11 protein-coding genes are annotated in these 17,192 nt (G+C 47.4%); 8 read left to right on the top strand and 3 right to left on the bottom strand.

The features are described 5' to 3' along the window. Positions 1-35: 35 nt before the first annotated feature. The gene (locus tag L3C95_RS27560; protein ID WP_236392937.1) at positions 36-854 is read right to left on the bottom strand and encodes a mechanosensitive ion channel family protein; all 819 of its coding nucleotides are present in this window, start codon (positions 852-854) and stop codon (positions 36-38) included. Between the two features lie 153 nt (positions 855-1,007). Here L3C95_RS27560 and L3C95_RS27565 point away from each other — a divergent pair, with 153 nt between their 5' ends. The 8 genes from L3C95_RS27565 (at position 1,008) to L3C95_RS27600 (ending at position 15,465) form a co-directional block, all read left to right on the top strand. Next, entirely contained in the window at positions 1,008-3,605 is a 2,598-nt protein-coding gene (locus tag L3C95_RS27565; protein WP_236392940.1) for a family 20 glycosylhydrolase, read from the top strand. Positions 3,606-3,963: 358 nt separating this feature from the next. After that, positions 3,964-6,549: a phosphatidylglycerol lysyltransferase domain-containing protein gene (locus L3C95_RS27570; RefSeq protein WP_236392946.1), complete on the top strand. Its 2,586-nt coding sequence runs from the start codon at positions 3,964-3,966 to the stop codon at positions 6,547-6,549. 11 nt (positions 6,550-6,560) lie between these two features. Next, positions 6,561-7,262, top strand: a complete 702-nt coding sequence (locus L3C95_RS27575; protein WP_236392950.1) for a virulence factor — start codon at positions 6,561-6,563, stop codon at positions 7,260-7,262. Positions 7,263-8,118: 856 nt separating this feature from the next. Next, positions 8,119-8,409 (top strand): hypothetical protein, encoded by a 291-nt coding sequence (locus tag L3C95_RS27580; RefSeq protein WP_236392953.1) that lies wholly within the window; start codon positions 8,119-8,121, stop codon positions 8,407-8,409. 311 nt (positions 8,410-8,720) lie between these two features. Continuing rightward, positions 8,721-9,035 (top strand): LytTR family transcriptional regulator DNA-binding domain-containing protein, encoded by a 315-nt coding sequence (locus L3C95_RS27585; RefSeq protein ID WP_236392956.1) that lies wholly within the window; start codon positions 8,721-8,723, stop codon positions 9,033-9,035. An 884-nt stretch (positions 9,036-9,919) separates the two neighbouring features. Further along, on the top strand, positions 9,920-10,516 hold the full coding sequence (locus L3C95_RS27590) for a response regulator transcription factor (RefSeq protein ID WP_236392966.1): 597 nt from the start codon (positions 9,920-9,922) through the stop codon (positions 10,514-10,516). Between the two features lie 309 nt (positions 10,517-10,825). Continuing rightward, entirely contained in the window at positions 10,826-13,933 is a 3,108-nt protein-coding gene (locus tag L3C95_RS27595; RefSeq protein ID WP_236392968.1) for a SusC/RagA family TonB-linked outer membrane protein, read from the top strand. Between the two features lie 11 nt (positions 13,934-13,944). Then, positions 13,945-15,465 carry a RagB/SusD family nutrient uptake outer membrane protein gene (locus tag L3C95_RS27600; protein ID WP_236392970.1) on the top strand — a complete coding sequence of 507 codons (1,521 nt, stop codon included), beginning with the start codon at positions 13,945-13,947 and terminating at the stop codon, positions 15,463-15,465. Between the two features lie 46 nt (positions 15,466-15,511). Here L3C95_RS27600 and L3C95_RS27605 read toward each other — a convergent pair whose 3' ends face one another. Both L3C95_RS27605 and L3C95_RS27610 read right to left on the bottom strand, forming a co-directional pair. Then, positions 15,512-16,171 (bottom strand): siderophore-interacting protein, encoded by a 660-nt coding sequence (locus L3C95_RS27605; protein WP_236392981.1) that lies wholly within the window; start codon positions 16,169-16,171, stop codon positions 15,512-15,514. Between the two features lie 39 nt (positions 16,172-16,210). Beyond that, positions 16,211-17,071: a helix-turn-helix domain-containing protein gene (locus L3C95_RS27610; protein ID WP_236392999.1), complete on the bottom strand. Its 861-nt coding sequence runs from the start codon at positions 17,069-17,071 to the stop codon at positions 16,211-16,213. Positions 17,072-17,192 lie beyond the last annotated feature (121 nt).

The following is a 17,192-nucleotide window of genomic DNA, read 5'->3' on the forward strand; positions in this document are numbered from 1 at the left end:
AGCTCCCTTTAATAAGGCAGCTAAGTTAGGAAAAATCAGATCAGCTTATTATTCTTTAACACGGTGGTAATCTTCATAATCATTTCATTCTTCGTCTTCTCAAAAGTGCGTATATCCCTGTTCACTACCCAGGCGGCAACGGTCACTTTCAGATTGGCGCCGTCGATATTGGTGAAATAGACTTCAGGCGTTTTGTGTTCTGTCAGGTTCTCCACACTGCGCAATGCTTCGTTGACCAGCCGTTGTATCTCCAGGGTGCTTTCGTGTGCGGCAGGCACATTAAACGTGATTTCTGTTCTCCGTTCAGGCGTAAGTGAATGATTAATGATAGGCTTCTGAAAGATGTCTTTATTGGGAATAATGACATGGAGTCCGTCAAGGGTGCGAATCAGGGTAGAGCGGAGCGCAATCTCTTCCACCTTTCCGCAAAAGCCGTTTGTTTCTATCTGATGCCCCACTTCAAATGGTCTGCGGAAGGTGATGAAGATACCTGAAATGAAATTGGCCGTCAGGTCCTGGAACGCGAAACCGAGTGCCAGACCGATGATACCGGCACCTGCCAGGAGAGAAGATACCGCCTTGTCCAGTTTGAGCACCTCCAGCGCCACAAATAAGCCGATCATAGTGACGAGGATGGAGAAAATATTGGCAAAAAGACCACTAAGTGCCGGATTATCAGATACTCTTGACACAAACTTAAATACCAGCATTTTAAAAAGCCTGGCCAGCAGGAAAAAGACGGCAGCTACAAGAATGGCCAGCGCCATATTGGGCAACATTTTGATACCTGCAGTCAACCACCGCTCCAGTTTATCCCATATCAGGTCTCCCCAGTTCGAAAGCTCTTTATTCATAATAACCAGGTTTTGGTAAACAGATACAAAAGCTATTGTAATAACTGTGCCATCTGTCAGTAATACATCCATTGTCGAAAAACCCGGACAGTATCAGTTTGTTTTAAAAAGGGTATAACCTTATCTTACGGGACAACTTATTTATTTCAGCTTATGCAATTTCGCCATCTGATATTAGCATGTAGCCTGCTCACAGGAGCAGTCGCCCCCTTACATGCACAGGCGCCGTTTGACGCCTCCAGGATCAAAGTTTCATGGGAAGTAGTGGAAAACAACCACAAGGGCAAGGCCCAGTTCCTTTCAGCCTTTACCATTGTGAACAAAGGAAAGACTGCTTTCCCTTCAAAGGGCTGGCAGCTGTATTTTAATTTCGTAAGATCAATTAAGGAAGGCGCTACAACCGGCGGTGTAATGGCCGCACATGTGAACGGTGACCTGTATAAAATATCTCCGGCCGACAATAATAAGGGGATTGCTCCCGGCGATTCCCTGCGTATAGAAATGGTAGCAGATGCATGGGCAGTAAATTTTACGGATGCGCCTGATGGCTTGTACCTGGTATGGGATAAGGAACCCGCTAAGGGATATCGGCTGCCTCCGCTGGAAATACGTCCTTCCACCCAGCCTAAACAATATCTGCGCTTCCCGGGTGATAAGACTGCACTGACCACACCGGCAGATGTGTATGCCCAGAATAAGAACATTAAGGATATTCCTGCTGAACAGTTGCCGCTGGTGTTCCCCACACCGCAGGAAGTTGTACCCGGCACAGGTGCTTATGCACTACAGACCGGTATACAGATCAATGCAGCTCCTGTCTTTGCTAAAGAAGCGGCCTGCCTGGCGGATGAGCTAGGAAAATTGCTGGGCGCAAAACCGGCAACAGGCAGTGGCAACGGTATTGCTTTGGAACAGGATGCCAGCCTGGCGCCGGAAGCTTATTCCCTGCAGGTAACACCGCAAGGGGTGAGTATCAAAGCGGCCGATGGTGCAGGTATGTTTTATGGTATCCAGACACTGAAAAGTATACTGCCTCCCGCTTCCTGGGCAGGCGTACAGAAAACTATCAGGGTGCCCGCCATTCAGGTGAAAGATGCACCCCGTTACGGATATCGTGCATTTATGCTCGATGTGTCCCGCAACTTCCACAGTAAACAGGATGTGTTTCGCCTGCTGGAACTGATGGCGCTCTATAAACTGAACGTATTTCACTTCCACCTTACCGACGATGAAGGCTGGCGGCTGGAAATACCTGGCTTGCCTGAACTGACACAGGTAGGAGGCCGTCGTGGTCATACTGTGGATGAAAAGGATCACCTGCTGCCATCCTATGGTTCCGGTCCTGAGGTAACAGATACCGCAGGTAGTGGCTTTTATACAAGACAGGATTTCCTGGAGATATTGAAATATGCTACAGACAGGCATATCACTGTTATCCCTGAAATAGAAACACCGGGTCATGCACGTGCAGCAGTAAAAGCGATGGAGGCCCGTTATGCGAAATTAGAGGCACAGGGAAAGCATGCAGAGGCAACACAATACCTGTTGTCAGACCTGCAGGATAAATCGGTATATCACTCCGTTCAGAACTGGAATGATAACGTGATCAATGTGGCATTACCATCAGTATATACTTTCCTTGATAAGGTAGTGGAAGAGCTGCAGGCGTATTACAAAGAGGCTGGCGCACCACTGGAATATGTACATATGGGAGGTGATGAAGTGCCTGCCGGCGTATGGACTAAATCGCCTGTGGTAGCGGCCTTAATGCAACAGGATAAAACGATTAAAAACACAGATGACCTGTGGTATTACTATTACGGCAAAGTATATTCGTTACTGAAAGCACGCGGACTGAAACAATACGGATGGGAAGAGATGGGTATGCGTAAGACCAGCGTTGATGGCAAACCACATTACATCCCGAATCCTGATTTCAGCAACAATGGCTTCATGGTAGATGTGTGGAACAATGTAATGGGAGGCGGAGCGGAAGACCTGGCTTACAGGCTGGCGAATGCGAACTATAAGGTAGTGCTGTCTGGCGTAAGCAATATGTATTTTGATATGGCTTACATGAAGTCTTTCGAAGAGCCAGGCTTCTATTGGGGAGGCTTTGTAGACATTGACAAACCATTCTACTTCATTCCTGAGAATTATTACAAGAATTCAAAAGTGGATGCGTTGGGTAACCGCCTGAATCCGGATATCTTCAAAGGAAAAGATCCGCTGACGGCTTATGGCGCCGGCAACATCGTTGGCGTGCAGGGATTGTTGTGGAGTGAAACGGTAAAGAACTCCGCACGTATGGAATATATGATCCTGCCTAAGTTATTAGGATTGGCAGAACGCGCCTGGGCGAAGAACCCTGAGTGGGCAACAGAGAAAGACAGCGCCCGCAGTGAAGAGTTGTATAACAAGGCCTGGAACACCTTCGTGAACGTAGTTGGTAAAAGAGAGCTGGTACGACTGGATCATTACAACGGCGGTTACAATTACCGTATCCCTACGCCGGGGCTGCAAGTGAATAATGGCGCAGTTTCCGCCAATATACAGCTGCCTGGTTTCACGCTGCGTTATACTACGGATGGAAAGGAACCTGATAACAAGAGTAAGATCTATACAGGACCGATCACGGAAAAAGGTACGATCCGCTTCAAAGCATTCGATACGCGGGGGCGAGGCAGCAGAACTGCGACGATTATTAATCCGCTGCGAGCACAGACGTTGTCAAAGGGTAGTGACTTATAGTCTCATTTCCGCGCAAACATTATCAAAGAGCCAGTATCATAATTTTGATACTGGCTCTTCTCATTTAGCACCTGATGGAGCCAGCTAGTCATTTATGCGGATCTTAGGATGTTCATTTATGTTTGATACAGCCCTTGACTTTAATAACAGCTTAAAACAGGTTAAAAAACGGGTTAATCCCGGGCCATTGTGCGGCAGTGTCTGTTGCCTGTTATCTTCTTACTGGTAGTCGCTTTGTTCATATTTACTGCCTTAAAATCTCCTTAAAGTCGCGATCCCACTGGCTTTGCCTTTCAACTTCCCCGTAGTTTTGTGGAAGAATGTAATGAACATTTTCTCCATTAAACCATAACCTGTAATGGCGCTGAAAGATAAACCGGACCTCGGAACATTAATGCGGAAGTTGCATTGGAAAGAATTATTAGCCGTACTGTTCATATTACTTGCCATCTATTTTTTCCGGCAGCAAAGGCACGAGTTGTACGCACTCGGACCAGCTATTGAAAGGGCAAACCGCCTGTGGGTGATTGCAGGTGTATCCCTGACGGGCGCTTATATACTGCTCCAGGCACTGATGTACCGTTACAGCTTCCGTTCAGTAGGTGGAAAACTGGACCTGCACCTAGGTACTGAGCTCTTTCTGAAAAGGAACTTACTGAGTATTTTTCTGCCAGCGGGAGGTGTCAGCTCACTGGCCTACCTGCCGCAGAACCTTCGCCGTAGTCATATTAACAAGCAGCAGGTACACCAGGCATCGGGCATCTACGGTTTTACCGGCATATTTTCCGTATTCCTGGTAGGTATTCCTGTAGTCGGATATGCCATACTGCACGACGAGTCGATGTTTGAAGCCGTGGGTGGCCTGATTGCGATTTGTGCGGTGCTGGGGGGCGTGGCATGGCTTGTACGGTCTATGCAGACCAGGGGCACCGCCTATAATCTGACGGCGAAGTATCTTCCTGGTGTGGTAAGTCATGTGGATAAGATCTTTGCCTTTAACCTGCAGAGGACTTCTTTTGTCCAAACTATCCTGGTTTCTGCCGGGATAGAGATCGTGGGCATCGCTCATCTGTACATCAGTATGATGGCAACAGGCGCCACGCCTTCCCTGGAGGCGGCCTGTATTGGGTATATTGTAGCCACCATCTTCCTGATCGTATCGCCGTTTTTACGCGGTTTAGGGGCCATAGAATTGTCTCTTGCCTATCTGCTGACCAACTATGGCTTCTCGTCATTACAAGCGCTGGAAATAACCTTATTATACCGTCTTTTTGAATTCTGGCTGCCACTGCTTGCCGGAGTGATTGCCTTTCTGCTGAAAGGAAAACAACTGATGCTGAGATTAATTCCCCCTGTGCTTATTTTTTTGCTGGGGATGGTGAATATTTTCTCTGTACTTACCCCGCCACTCAGAGGCCGTTTAAAGATGCTGAGGACTTATATACCAATGGAAAGCATCCATGCTTCCAACCTGCTGGTAGTGTTTCTGGGACTGATACTGCTGGTGACGGCCACATTCCTGTTCCGCGGATTGCGTAATGCGTGGGTGGTGGCATTGTCTGTATCGTTGCTGTCGGTGCTCGGGCATATGAGCAAGGCGCTGGACTATGAGGAGGCGTCGCTGGCATTAGGTACTTCTATTATACTGATCATTACCGCCAGCCAGTACCGGCTGAAGAGTAACCGGCAACTGATGAATATCGGGGTGGTGACCGCTGTTGCGGCATTGCTGGTAGTGCTCATATTTGGGACGATCGGCTTTTATTTCCTTCATGCGCGCCATTTCGGGATGGAGTTCAACTGGTTAAATTCATTGCGGGCCTCCTTTCATGGGTTTCTTTTATTGGAAGATGATGGCTTGCATCCGGTTACCCGTTTCGGACGTGAATTCCTCAGCGCTATCCGCGTATTGGGTGTGGGCGCCTGGGCTTTTCTGTTCTACACGATTATCCGCCCTTATCTGCCCGCCGGCAAGCATAGTAATGCTGCAGCGGAAAAAGCGCATTATTACCTGAGCCAGTATGGTAGTTCTGCCATGGACCACTTTAAAGTGGGCGATGATAAGTTGCTGTATGTATCTGATGAATACCAGGGCTTTATTGCCTATCGTATTGCGAATGGTTTTGCGGTGGTATTGGAAGAACCGGTATGTGCAGATGAAGTGAAACTGTCCCTCCTGCAGGAGTTTGAAAAGCAGTGCCTTAAGATGGGGCTGAAGCCTGCTTTCTATCGTGTAGATGAACAGAGCATGTATTACTTCGAACATCTGCGCAAAAAGAAACTGCTGATAGGGCAGGAGGGGATTGTGGATGTCACTGTATTTACATTGAGTGGAAAGGACAGGAAGTCGTTGCGTAATGGTTTGAACAGTCTTGCAGCCAAGGGGTATATTACCGCAGTGCACAAAGCGCCTTTACCGCCTTTATTGGTGGAGGAGCTGAAAGAAGTATCGGATGAGTGGCTGGAACAGTATGAGATAAAAGAGATGACCTTCTCACAGGGACTGTTTGATGCAGACGAGATCCGGGAACAGGATGTGATTACAGTAACAGATCCGGAAGGCAGGATAGCGGCGTTCCTGAACATTATACCCGACTATGCCCCGGGCGAGTGTACCTACGATCTGATCCGCAAACGGACAGATGCGCCGGGAGGCTGCATGGATGCATTGATCGTTGCCCTGATACAGGATGCGAAGGAGAAGGGATTACAATATCTCAACCTGGGGCTGGTGCCTATGTCGGGTATCAGTCAGCCGCAGAATGCGGCCGAGCAGGTGGTGAAATTTGCTTATGAGAAAATAAAAGCTTTCCGCCACTATCACGGCTTGCGTGAGTTTAAGGAGAAGTATGCAACAGAGTGGTCCAATAAATACCTGGTATACGGGCACGACTTTGATCTTATCCAGTTGCCGGGAGCATTGAGTAAGGTGATGAGAGCATAAACAGGAATAACATGAGAAGAGGAAAGTATGTGTTGTTATGGCTGGTCATGATGGCCGGCGCCATGTCGGCGGAAGCACAGCGCGACATCAGTAAATTGCCTGTAACGGTGAAGATACCTGCAGTGCCTGTGGCGAATCATCCTGTGGTGTTCTATATCACCGGCGACGGGGGAATGAAGAAGTTCTCCGTAGATATGGTGAATATGCTGGCAGGGAAGGGCTATCCTGTTATCGGACTAAATGCGTTAAAATACTTCTGGAGTAAAAAGACGCCGGAACAGGCTGCTGCTGATGTGGCAGCACTGATGCAATATTATGCGGGACAGTGGAACAATCACTCGTTTATATTGGTAGGGTATTCTATGGGAGCAGATGTGCTGCCATTTATTTATCATAAGCTTCCTGCGGTGTTGCAGGACCAGGTGCATCACCTGGTATTTATGTCGCCCTCTGCAAGTACAGACATGGTGGTGCACATATCAGACATGCTGGGCAGAACAAGTACACCTGGTAGTATGAATGTGCCTGCAGCGATGAACAATATCACCGGTAAGCCATTGTTGCTGATATTCGGGCAGGACGAAAAGGACTTTGACAGTAAAGCGCTTACCATCAGCAATTATAAACAGGTAGTGTTACCCGGAGGGCATCACTATAATGATGACGCTTCAGGAGTAGTGCAACAGATACTCTCATATATTTTACAACGTTAGTTATTAATTTCAGCAAGAAATATTTTCAGGGCAAATTATCGTGTAGCCCTGTTGACCCCTTTGTGTGCTCTTTTGCCTTAACTGCATGTTAACGACCCCTTATTTTCATGCTAAAACGTTCTACTTACCCTCTTTTATAAATCTTTCATATACATGAGCTTAGGGTGAGCGAGGTGGACAATTTTGTTCCGTTAACATCTTATTAACTAAAATCTGCGGCGCGTATTGTAGTATTACAACGTAGTGATGCAGCGAAAAGATAGTTAAAGGATATACCACTATTTGTCAGCCATGGATACAGCCCTCAGGTATCTACCTGGGAGTTTTAAAAGTTATCTGAAGGTTACAGCTATAATGGATAAATATTATTTACAGAAGATGTTGCCCGGGTGTGGAGCAGTGCGGACGAAACCCGCGGTGGAAGAGACTTTTAATGGTTGGTTTTTGATGAATACTCCCCAGGTTTCAACCGGGGGAGTTTATTCTTGCAGTATGAAATACAACATCAAAAACCAGCAGGGCTGCAACAAAATAGCAGTACATTTTTTTAGCTTGCATAAGGGCCATCTTTTATGCGAATTTGAGTTGATCGTATACCCTCAAAATATATGTTTATGAAAATTACACTTATAGCTACCGGAAACGGTGGGCCCTGTTTGTATGATCCGGATCAATTAAAGTCTTATGAAGATGCCATCGCCAATAGAAAAATATCATCATAGCATTCAGCAATTGATACAAAAAGACACATACACTATGGCTACTCACAACATTAGCCCGGAGAAAGCCGATGCGGACCAGGAACAAAAAAGGAATTATAATTTAATCTGTTCATTGTAAACCCCACTATGCCAGCATGCCTAAACGTTATTTTGAAAGACTGCAGACCATTGATTACCTGATCAGGATCAAAGGCACCGGAAAACCCGCCCATCTTGCTAAAAGATTGCGTATTTCGGAAAGAACATTATTTGAATTTCTTAAAATGATGAAAGAGCTGGGTGCTCCCATAGCGTACGACCGCTATAAGGAAAGCTACTACTATTCGGAAAAAGGCGGATTCAATATTCGTTTCGTGAAAAACCTGACACTTGCCCTTGTGTTCATTCAGGGCATGTTTACGGATATTTCATTCCTCTTGCCGTAACTCGTTTTCCTCCTGCTCTTATTTACATCTGCAGGGGATTTCCCTTGCCTGAACGGAATTGCTGCGGAGTCCGACACTCCGCAGTTAACTCCGTATTAACTATTCCATTAACAGTAAGTTAACCACCCATTGATGAATCCTTTATATCTTTCCTATATACATCGAAACGAACAAACTTTTAAAATACTTTTCTCATAAGACGGTTTAGATTTCATAAGCTTCTGTACGCAGGTTTCTGTTCAGTTACCTGCTAGTTTTAAAACTATATGCTATTAAAAACTTTACATCAGCCATAACCACCCCTCAGATAAATGAAACACCACACTGTATTTCATGTACACTCCAAAGGTCAGCGTATCAGGATACCCCTGCAGGAACTTCAGTTTGTTGAAGTCCGTGCAGACGGCTGTGTACTTCACCTCGCTCATTCACATGTCATCGCCGAAGACACGCCCGAAAAGATCTGGGCATGTCTCCCGGAAGACTCCTTCCTGGCAGTAAGGCGCAAGTTTATGATCAACCTGCATCATATTGCAGGTATCTGTGATGACTATATCCACATGCAAACAGGGCTTATTCCTCAACGGGAAAGACAGACGGGGATGATCAGCGCCCATTGGATGTAAGACCTGATTCCACAGATGCAATAGCCCATCGCGGCGGGGCCGGTACCCAAAAGGTCTCCGCAGGGTATATGTTCGGTACCTGTTCGGTACCTATTCGGTGGAGTGTATAGCTTATAGGCTCCATAGTCCTGCATTACGCCTGCTATTCTATAGCCATCGCTATAGAATAGCAGGCGTAATGCAGGACTATGGAGCCTATGGATATAGGTTCGTACTATAGTCGTAACGAAGTCCTACCGAACTAATGAAGGATAAATCTGAGTCCTGGATGGCACCGCAGGAAGATATAATATTCGATGAGGCGGCAAAAAAGAGCCCTTACCAACTAATGGGTAAGGGCCCTGAACATTCACATGTCAACCGTTGCGGATTTCAGAATGGCAAGAATATCGATCAACCGCAACAAAATAAAATATTTGATAATCAGTACTAAAAAGGGTTATTTATATCAAAACTAGAGATAATATTTTGAATCCGTGGTTAACCGATTGTTAAGGACACCTCACTTTTTGGATAGCTTCCAATGACTTACAATTTGTTTCAGATCCTTCCTCGATATGACTAGTTTTTTCAGTATTTACCTTGTAAATTGCTAACATAAATTACTCCGCGTTACACCTATGTCAAACTCTTCTGTGGCCAGATATCCGGCTTTTCTTTATGGGATATTTTTAATATTGAATAATTTGTTTATTAGTATTTGTTGAAAAATCATATACTTATCCGATTGACTACTGCTGGTATTTGTATCAAATTTGTTTCAGTATGTGAAACCATGAAATCTAGCCAGTTTTAACATATTGTGGCCATACTATTAGACGATCACCAGTACTTGCAGTTACCGGAATGAGGTTTCGCAACATTTCAAACCCAAAAAGAACATTATGAAAAATGTGAGGCGTAACGGCGCTGGACAGACTGACGAAGCTGATGCTTTAGATGCAGAAGGACAGGGCGAAGCCAAACAACTTATCCAACAGTTAGCGAAAGATATAAGCAACATCGTATTCATGGACATGGATATTCCCGGATTAACGCCCACAGAGGCAGCTGGTATATTAAAAGCAGCCTACCCGGATATGAATATCATACTGTTCACCGCCCAGGGTAATGAATTTTCTGTAGCCAACGTTCATCCACGTAATGCATCACTGAATCCTCCCGCCTCCCTGACCTCTTTCTTTTCCCAGGTATACGAAGCTGCCATGCAAACCAACATCCTTGCGGTGCAAAAGGTACTGGCCTTCTTTAACCGTAAAACGGCCAATGTGCAGGAACATCGCTATGGCCTGTCACCCCGTGAGCTTGAAGTACTGGATTGTCTTGTAAATGGAGATACCTACAAGAAAATAGCTGAACATTGTCATATCAGCGTAGGCACCGTACGCTCTCATATTATGAATATCTATCGCAAGCTGGATGTAAATTCCCGTTCCGGCGCCATCGTGAAAGCTATGCAGGAAAGACTGGTAGGTAGCTGAGCCTGCCCCTTCCCCTTCTGTAACTTTTTATTCCCTGTTTTGTTATCTAACTGGAACATGCTATTTTCGGCCAGACCTTATTGTCTGCAGCAGCTGCTTGTCACCCGTGTCATTTAAGATCTTGTACTAACCCGCAGTACCCGTAGCATATAATCCATGTATTGTACGGCGGTCGTTTGTCCGTTTACCCATACCTCATTGTCATATTTAAACTTCATAATCGCCAGGAGCCAAAAAAACTATTGAATACTAAACTATCGAACGGTCATCACAGAAATTGATCAAACCCAAGCAACAAAAATTATCGTTATGAGAATTAATGGTACAAACAAAGCCGGAGTTTTACTGCTATGTGCCTTTATTACAGCCTTCCCGGCCGTAGCACAGCAGTCTTCTGCCCCGGCAGGGGAAACTGCCTCCTCTACCCACAGCAGTAGACCAGCAGAACAGGAAGGACCTGTTAGAGGGACAGTAAAGGATAATAACGGAGTCGGCCTTATTGGAGTGACCATCCGTGTCAAAGGTACCAATGCAGGTACCACCTCAGGTCCGGATGGTGTTTTCTCTATCAATTTGCCGGCAGGAAAAGATACACTCGTCTTTTCATATCTCGGTTATATAAGCCAGGAAGTAAAAGCAGGCACATCCCCCTTGAATGTTGTGCTGCGCTCTTCAGAAAGCCAGCTGGAACAGGTAGTCGTAATAGGGTATGGTACCCAGCGTAAAAAGGACCTCACAGGTTCTATTTCCTCTGTCAAAGGGGAAGACCTGCTGACCCAGCCGGTACAGACAGTCACGCAGGCTGCCCAGGGACGTATAGCCGGGGTACAGGTGATCTCTTCGGGACAACCTAACTCCCAGCCACAGATCAGGGTACGTGGTACCGGATCAGTGCTGGCAGGCGCCAACCCTTTGTACGTTGTAGATGGGGTACTGACAGACGATATCCGCAACATTGCTACCGCAGATATCCTGACCATGGACGTACTGAAAGACGCCTCTGCTGCCATCTATGGGGTGCGTGCCGCCAATGGTGTCATCATCATCACTACCCGCAAGGGGAGGGCCGGCGCTGCTCAGGTAAGATATGATGCGAATGCCGGCTTCCGTGAAGCTTCCAACCTGGTTGAAATGGCCAGCCGCGATCAGTACATAGATTACCTCGCTGACGCTGCCCCCACCAAAGATGCGGTGAACAACCCTTACGTGTTCAACGGTACCACCAACTGGTATGACGAGGTACTCAGAAAGGCGTTCCAGATGAATCACAATATCTCCGTATCAGGTGGCTCTGAAAAAAGTACTTATTACCTGAGTGGGGGCTATATACAGGAAGATGGTATTATCACTACCAATAACTTCAAACGGTTCACCTTCAGGGCCAACAATGAGGTCAATATAACCGATCAGCTGCGCTTCACTGCTCAGCTTTCCTATTCCAGGGCTACCTCACGCGATGTAGAGCTGGGCGATACCTACCGGAACGTCTACAGGGCTGCTCCCATTATTAAAGCGATGGAAGGCGGCAGATATGGTAACACCTCCGGCTGGGCCAACGTAGGTAACCCACTGCTGTCGATCAACAAGAGGAATGATGGACGCCAGGAAAACCGTTTACAGGGCAATGTAGCCCTGGAATATTCCCCGGTTCCCTTCCTGAAATTCCGTTCCGGCTTTAATGCCGACCTGAAATATGGAATGGACCGCATCTACGCCTACCAGTTCTTTAACGACGATAAGACCTTCCTGGTAGCTGGTGGTAACCAGCAGAACCAGAACAGCCGTCTTACCCGGGAAGAATACCGCTCACAGGGCTGGATATGGGATAACACCATCACTTTCGACAAGACCTTTGACAGACACTCCCTGACCGTACTGGCTGGTTCTGTAACTGAAGGTTTTTACAGCACATCCCTGAAGGGGGTACGTATCAATGTACCGGAAAGTGAAGACCTCTGGTACCTGGATCTGGGCGATCCTAATATACAGTCTACTATCGCCAATGTAGGCGACAAATATGCCCGTCAGTCATTCGTGGGACGTATCAACTACGGTTATGATGGCCGCTACCTGTTAAGCGCATCCCTCCGTGCAGACGGTAGCTCTAAGTTCAGCGACCGCTGGGGATATTTTCCTACAGTAGGCCTTGGCTGGGTGATCTCTGAGGAAAGTTTCATGAAAGGTAATGGCGTTTTCGATTTCCTGAAACTGCGTGGCAGCTGGGGTAAACTGGGTAACGACAATATCCCTACCAATGCCTATATAGCCGTGACAAGTGTGGACGCTCCTTATGTGTTTGACGGTATTGTTAATATCGGTGGTGCGCTGAAAGAGATCAAAGACCCCTTCCTGAAATGGGAGGCTACCACCCAATATGATGTCGGCATCGAATTCGCCCTGCTGCGGAACAGGTTGAGCGGTGAGGTGGACTATTACAATAAGAAGACAACAGACGCGCTGGTGATCGTCAATACGCCCGCCATCCTGGGGGACCAGGATAACTCCTACATCACCAATGCTGCCTCTTTTAAGAACCAGGGCTGGGAGATCTCTCTGAACTGGAAGGACAAGCTCACCGAAGACCTGAGCTACAATATTGGTGGTAATATCACTTTTAACACCAATGAGCTGACTGGTCTTAATGGCGGCCAGGCCTTATTAGGTGGTAATGTAGGGCAGCAAAGTTTTGTGACCCGTACAGACAACGGGCATCCTGTAGGTAGTTTCTATGTCAGGGAAGCTATAGGCGTATTCAGGGACCAGGCAGAAATAGATAATTACAAGGGCGCCAATGGCAACGTGATTCAGCCAGGAGCTGCTCCCGGCGACCTGAAATACAGAGATGTGGATGGCGACGGCGACATTGATGACAACGACAAAATTTATGCGGGCTCTTTCCAGCCTAAATGTTTCTTCGGGTTCAACGTGGGACTCAATTGTAAAGGATTTGATTTCAGTGCCAACTTCTACGGCAATGCAGGCAACAAGATCTATAATGGTAAAAAAGCGTTCCGTTTTGACCCGGCAGATAACATAGAGGCAGAGTATGCCGAAAAACGCTGGAAGGCTGACCGGCCGTCGTCTACTGATCCGCGGGTTATTCAATCCGGTACGCCTGCATCTACCTATTTCGTGGAATCAGGTACGTATCTGCGTCTTAACAACCTGATGCTGGGATACACTTTCCCGGCCAACTCCCTGAAGGCAATAGGCATCAGCAGTTTCCGCGTGTATGCTACATCACAGAACCTTTTCACGTTGAAGAAGTTCAGTGGCTTCAGCCCGGAATTGCCAGGTGGTACTATTGATGACGCCAACGCCACGAACAACAAAAGCGGTATCCTGGATGCCGGTATTGAACTGAACGCTTATCCAACCACCCGCACTTTTGCGCTGGGTGTTAATGTCACATTTTAAAACGGAACAAAATGAATCTTATACGCAAACATAAAACGATCTGTTGCTGCCTCATGACAGCACTGTTAACCGGTATCACTTCGTGCAGCAATTACCTGGATGTTAAACCCCAGGGGCAGCTGGACCAGGAAGCTTCAGCCCTGGACCCTGCTACTGCGCAGAAGCTGGTGATAGGTGTGTACAATACCATGTGGGAAGGAGATATGCATGGCTTTGCCTATGTACAGATGACAAACATCGCCTCTGACGATGCAGATAAAGGCAGTAATCCCGGTGATGATATGCCTAATTCCGGTGCTTTGGACAACCTGACCATGGACGCCTCTGTCAATACGCTAAACAGTATCTGGCGGCTTTTCTTCCTGGGTGTGTCACGCGCTAACCAGGCGCTGGCATCACTGGAATCCAGTACGCTGGATGCTACAATGAAAAATCAGCTGATGGGAGAGATGCGTTTCCTGCGTGCTTATTTTTACTTTGACCTCGTGCGTTTCTTTGGGGGCGTACCGAAGATTGACCGGGTAATCACACCACAGGAAGCGGGCAGCGCTACCTTTCAGACAAAGGCTAGTGTAGATGAGATCTATGCTTTGATCATAGAAGATCTTGAATTTGCATTGGCTAATGTAGCTGTCAAAGGCGGCGCCGGTTCGGCTGTGGGCAGGGCTTCAAAAGGCGCTGCCGCAGGTTTGCTGGCAAAGGTGATGTTGTACCGCCAGAACTGGCAGCGGGCATTCAGTCTCACAGATTCCATCATTACCCAGAAACTGGGCACTTACGGCCTGCTGGACAATTATTTCGATATCTTCCGGGAGGTAGGAGCTAATAGCCAGGAATCCCTGTTTGAAGTACAAACCGGAATAAATTCAGCCTGCGAGGCTGCCATTGCGAACTATGCCGAATGCCAGGCCCCACGTGCCGGTGGTAAGTTTGGGTGGGCTGATCTGGGCTGGGGATTTGGTACTCCTTCTCAAAGCCTGCTGGACGAATATGATGATGGCGATCTCAGGGAAGCAGCGACGATCATTTTCATCAATCCAAATGGTACTTTCCTGTGGGACGGCTTCCGCGTTCCCAGCCGGGACAGTGTGGAAAATGACCGCTACAATTACAAATCCTATCACAGCCAGATTGCTGAGTCCAATTGTGGAAACAGGGGCCGTCTGCCGGAGAATCTGCGTATACTGCGGTACGGTGAGATCCTGCTGATCCACGCCGAAGCCGCACTGGCATTAGGCAATCCGGGTGCAGCGATAGCTGATATCAGCGCCTTACATCCACGTGCCGGACTGGGGCCTGTTACTAGTGTGACCAGAGAATCCATCTGGCATGAAAGAAGAGTGGAACTGGCCATGGAACACGATCGTTTCTTTGACCTGATCAGGCAGGATGCCTTGTCGCCGGGAAGAGCAGCCGCAGCTTTTGCAGCTCATGGCAAAACATTTGCGGACAGAAATAAAGTGTTTCCGATTCCCCAGCGTCAGATCGATCTGGGAGGAGGCAACCTGACGCAGAACGATGGCTATAATTGATTAATTCGGCTATAAAAAAGGCGCCCCGTTTTCCACGGGGCGTTTTTCATTCCCAGAATCCCTGCGCCTTGATCTGTTGTGCGCCCAGCCGTTTGAGCAGTTTTCTTATCTGCACGACCAGGGGAATATGCCCGGCAGTGTAGAAGGTCGTATCGTGCATCGGGAAGGGTTGTTGTAAGAGCCAGCGTTCAATGCCCGCAATGTGGTCATATGTCGTCATAATTGGCATGTCCAGTATTGTGGGGGGCAATGACTGCTGATGGCAGATAAGGGCATGTAATGGCTGTTGTGCTCCTTTCCTGTGGTATAATGAGGTAAACTGCCCAATGGCGCTGGTATCGCCTATACAGACCAGGTGAGCCGCGTTTGTAGGCTGGTGGAAACCACCTCCCGGACCAGCATACAACAGGGATTGACCAGGTTTCAATCGTTTTGCCCAATTGCTGCCGTGGCCATCATGACCGACATCTATGAGCAGGGCACCTTGTTTATTGGCTTCGTCCCATCGGGCGAGCGTATAGTCACGGTAGTGAGACTTTTCTGTTTCAAACTTCAGGTGCTGGCAACTGCGCCATTTCTCGAAGTGAGGCAGGTGCAGCGTAAGGGCGAGCAGGTTATCCGTAATATGTTCCGCGGCAATAACATGCGCGGTTTTTCCTATCCGCGACATCAGGAATGCCGTGGCTTTTTCTTTCAGGTATGACATAATGCAAAACTAAAGGCGTCTGTCAGGCAGGTATTTATATTATTCCGGGTTAGATGAATACTTTTCCCGGGCTTTCTCTCTGAAGGCAGCTGGCGTAATGCCTGTATGCTGTTTGAAGAAGCGGTTGAAGTAAGACACTTCATTGAATTGCAGATGCCAGGCAATCTCCTTGATACTTTCCTTTGCATGTAACAGCAGACGCTTGGCTTCCAGTACACGCCGTTCACTGATGTGTGCAGAAACTGTTTGTCCTGTGTGCTGTTTTACTACTTCATTCAGATGATCGGCAGATACGTGCATAGCGCTGGCATATTGGGCTGGCTTGGTCCACTCAACGAAATGCATAGACAATAATTCCCGGTAGCGTGTCAGCAGCGGAGGGCCTGCCTGTGTATAGGGAGCTGCATGCCGGTGAAATAACATGATCAGCAGGGCCAGGTAATGCTGTAACATTGCCACATATTGTGGTAAGCGCTCTGTGTATTCTTTCTGCAGCTGGCTGAATAGCATTGTAACCTGTTGCAGATCTTCTTCCGGCAGGTGCACCGGCCCTGTTGCATAATTCGGTAATATAACGTGCATAGGCAACAGGAAATCGGCCGTAAAAGCAATCATATAACCATCATCACCATAACCGTCTATGGCCATTGCCTGATGCACCTGGCCGGGAATGATCAGCTGCATTTCTCCCGCATTTATGGTCACCTGCTCGAAGTCCAGCATATGTGTAGTGGTGCCTTCCAGACAAAGTCCGAGCGCATAAAAATTATGGCGGTGCAGATGCATCATCCTTTCATTCTTTCCCATTTTGGGAGACAGCTTTTCTATCATGAAAGGGACACCTGCCGGAGAAACGGTCTCCAGCTCATAAGAGGTGATAAAAGGGACGGGAGCAGACATGATGAAATTGTTTCCAGGAATATAGACGGATGAAAAAGGGATAAATTGTATGGGCGATACAATAAAAAAAATATCTCCAACCCCTTGTTTATTAATTATATTATGAATAAATTTATATGCC

This window comes from Chitinophaga filiformis (assembly GCF_021646545.1).
Lineage (GTDB): Bacteria > Bacteroidota > Bacteroidia > Chitinophagales > Chitinophagaceae > Chitinophaga > Chitinophaga filiformis_A.

Coding starts and splice junctions, on each gene's coding strand:
- L3C95_RS27560 (WP_236392937.1), bottom strand. CDS start 854: ATGAATAAAGAGCTTTCGAACTGGGGAGACCTGATATGGGATAAACTG.
- L3C95_RS27565 (WP_236392940.1), top strand. CDS start 1,008: ATGCAATTTCGCCATCTGATATTAGCATGTAGCCTGCTCACAGGAGCA.
- L3C95_RS27570 (WP_236392946.1), top strand. CDS start 3,964: ATGGCGCTGAAAGATAAACCGGACCTCGGAACATTAATGCGGAAGTTG.
- L3C95_RS27575 (WP_236392950.1), top strand. CDS start 6,561: ATGAGAAGAGGAAAGTATGTGTTGTTATGGCTGGTCATGATGGCCGGC.
- L3C95_RS27580 (WP_236392953.1), top strand. CDS start 8,119: ATGCCTAAACGTTATTTTGAAAGACTGCAGACCATTGATTACCTGATC.
- L3C95_RS27585 (WP_236392956.1), top strand. CDS start 8,721: ATGAAACACCACACTGTATTTCATGTACACTCCAAAGGTCAGCGTATC.
- L3C95_RS27590 (WP_236392966.1), top strand. CDS start 9,920: ATGAAAAATGTGAGGCGTAACGGCGCTGGACAGACTGACGAAGCTGAT.
- L3C95_RS27595 (WP_236392968.1), top strand. CDS start 10,826: ATGAGAATTAATGGTACAAACAAAGCCGGAGTTTTACTGCTATGTGCC.
- L3C95_RS27600 (WP_236392970.1), top strand. CDS start 13,945: ATGAATCTTATACGCAAACATAAAACGATCTGTTGCTGCCTCATGACA.
- L3C95_RS27605 (WP_236392981.1), bottom strand. CDS start 16,171: ATGTCATACCTGAAAGAAAAAGCCACGGCATTCCTGATGTCGCGGATA.
- L3C95_RS27610 (WP_236392999.1), bottom strand. CDS start 17,071: ATGTCTGCTCCCGTCCCTTTTATCACCTCTTATGAGCTGGAGACCGTT.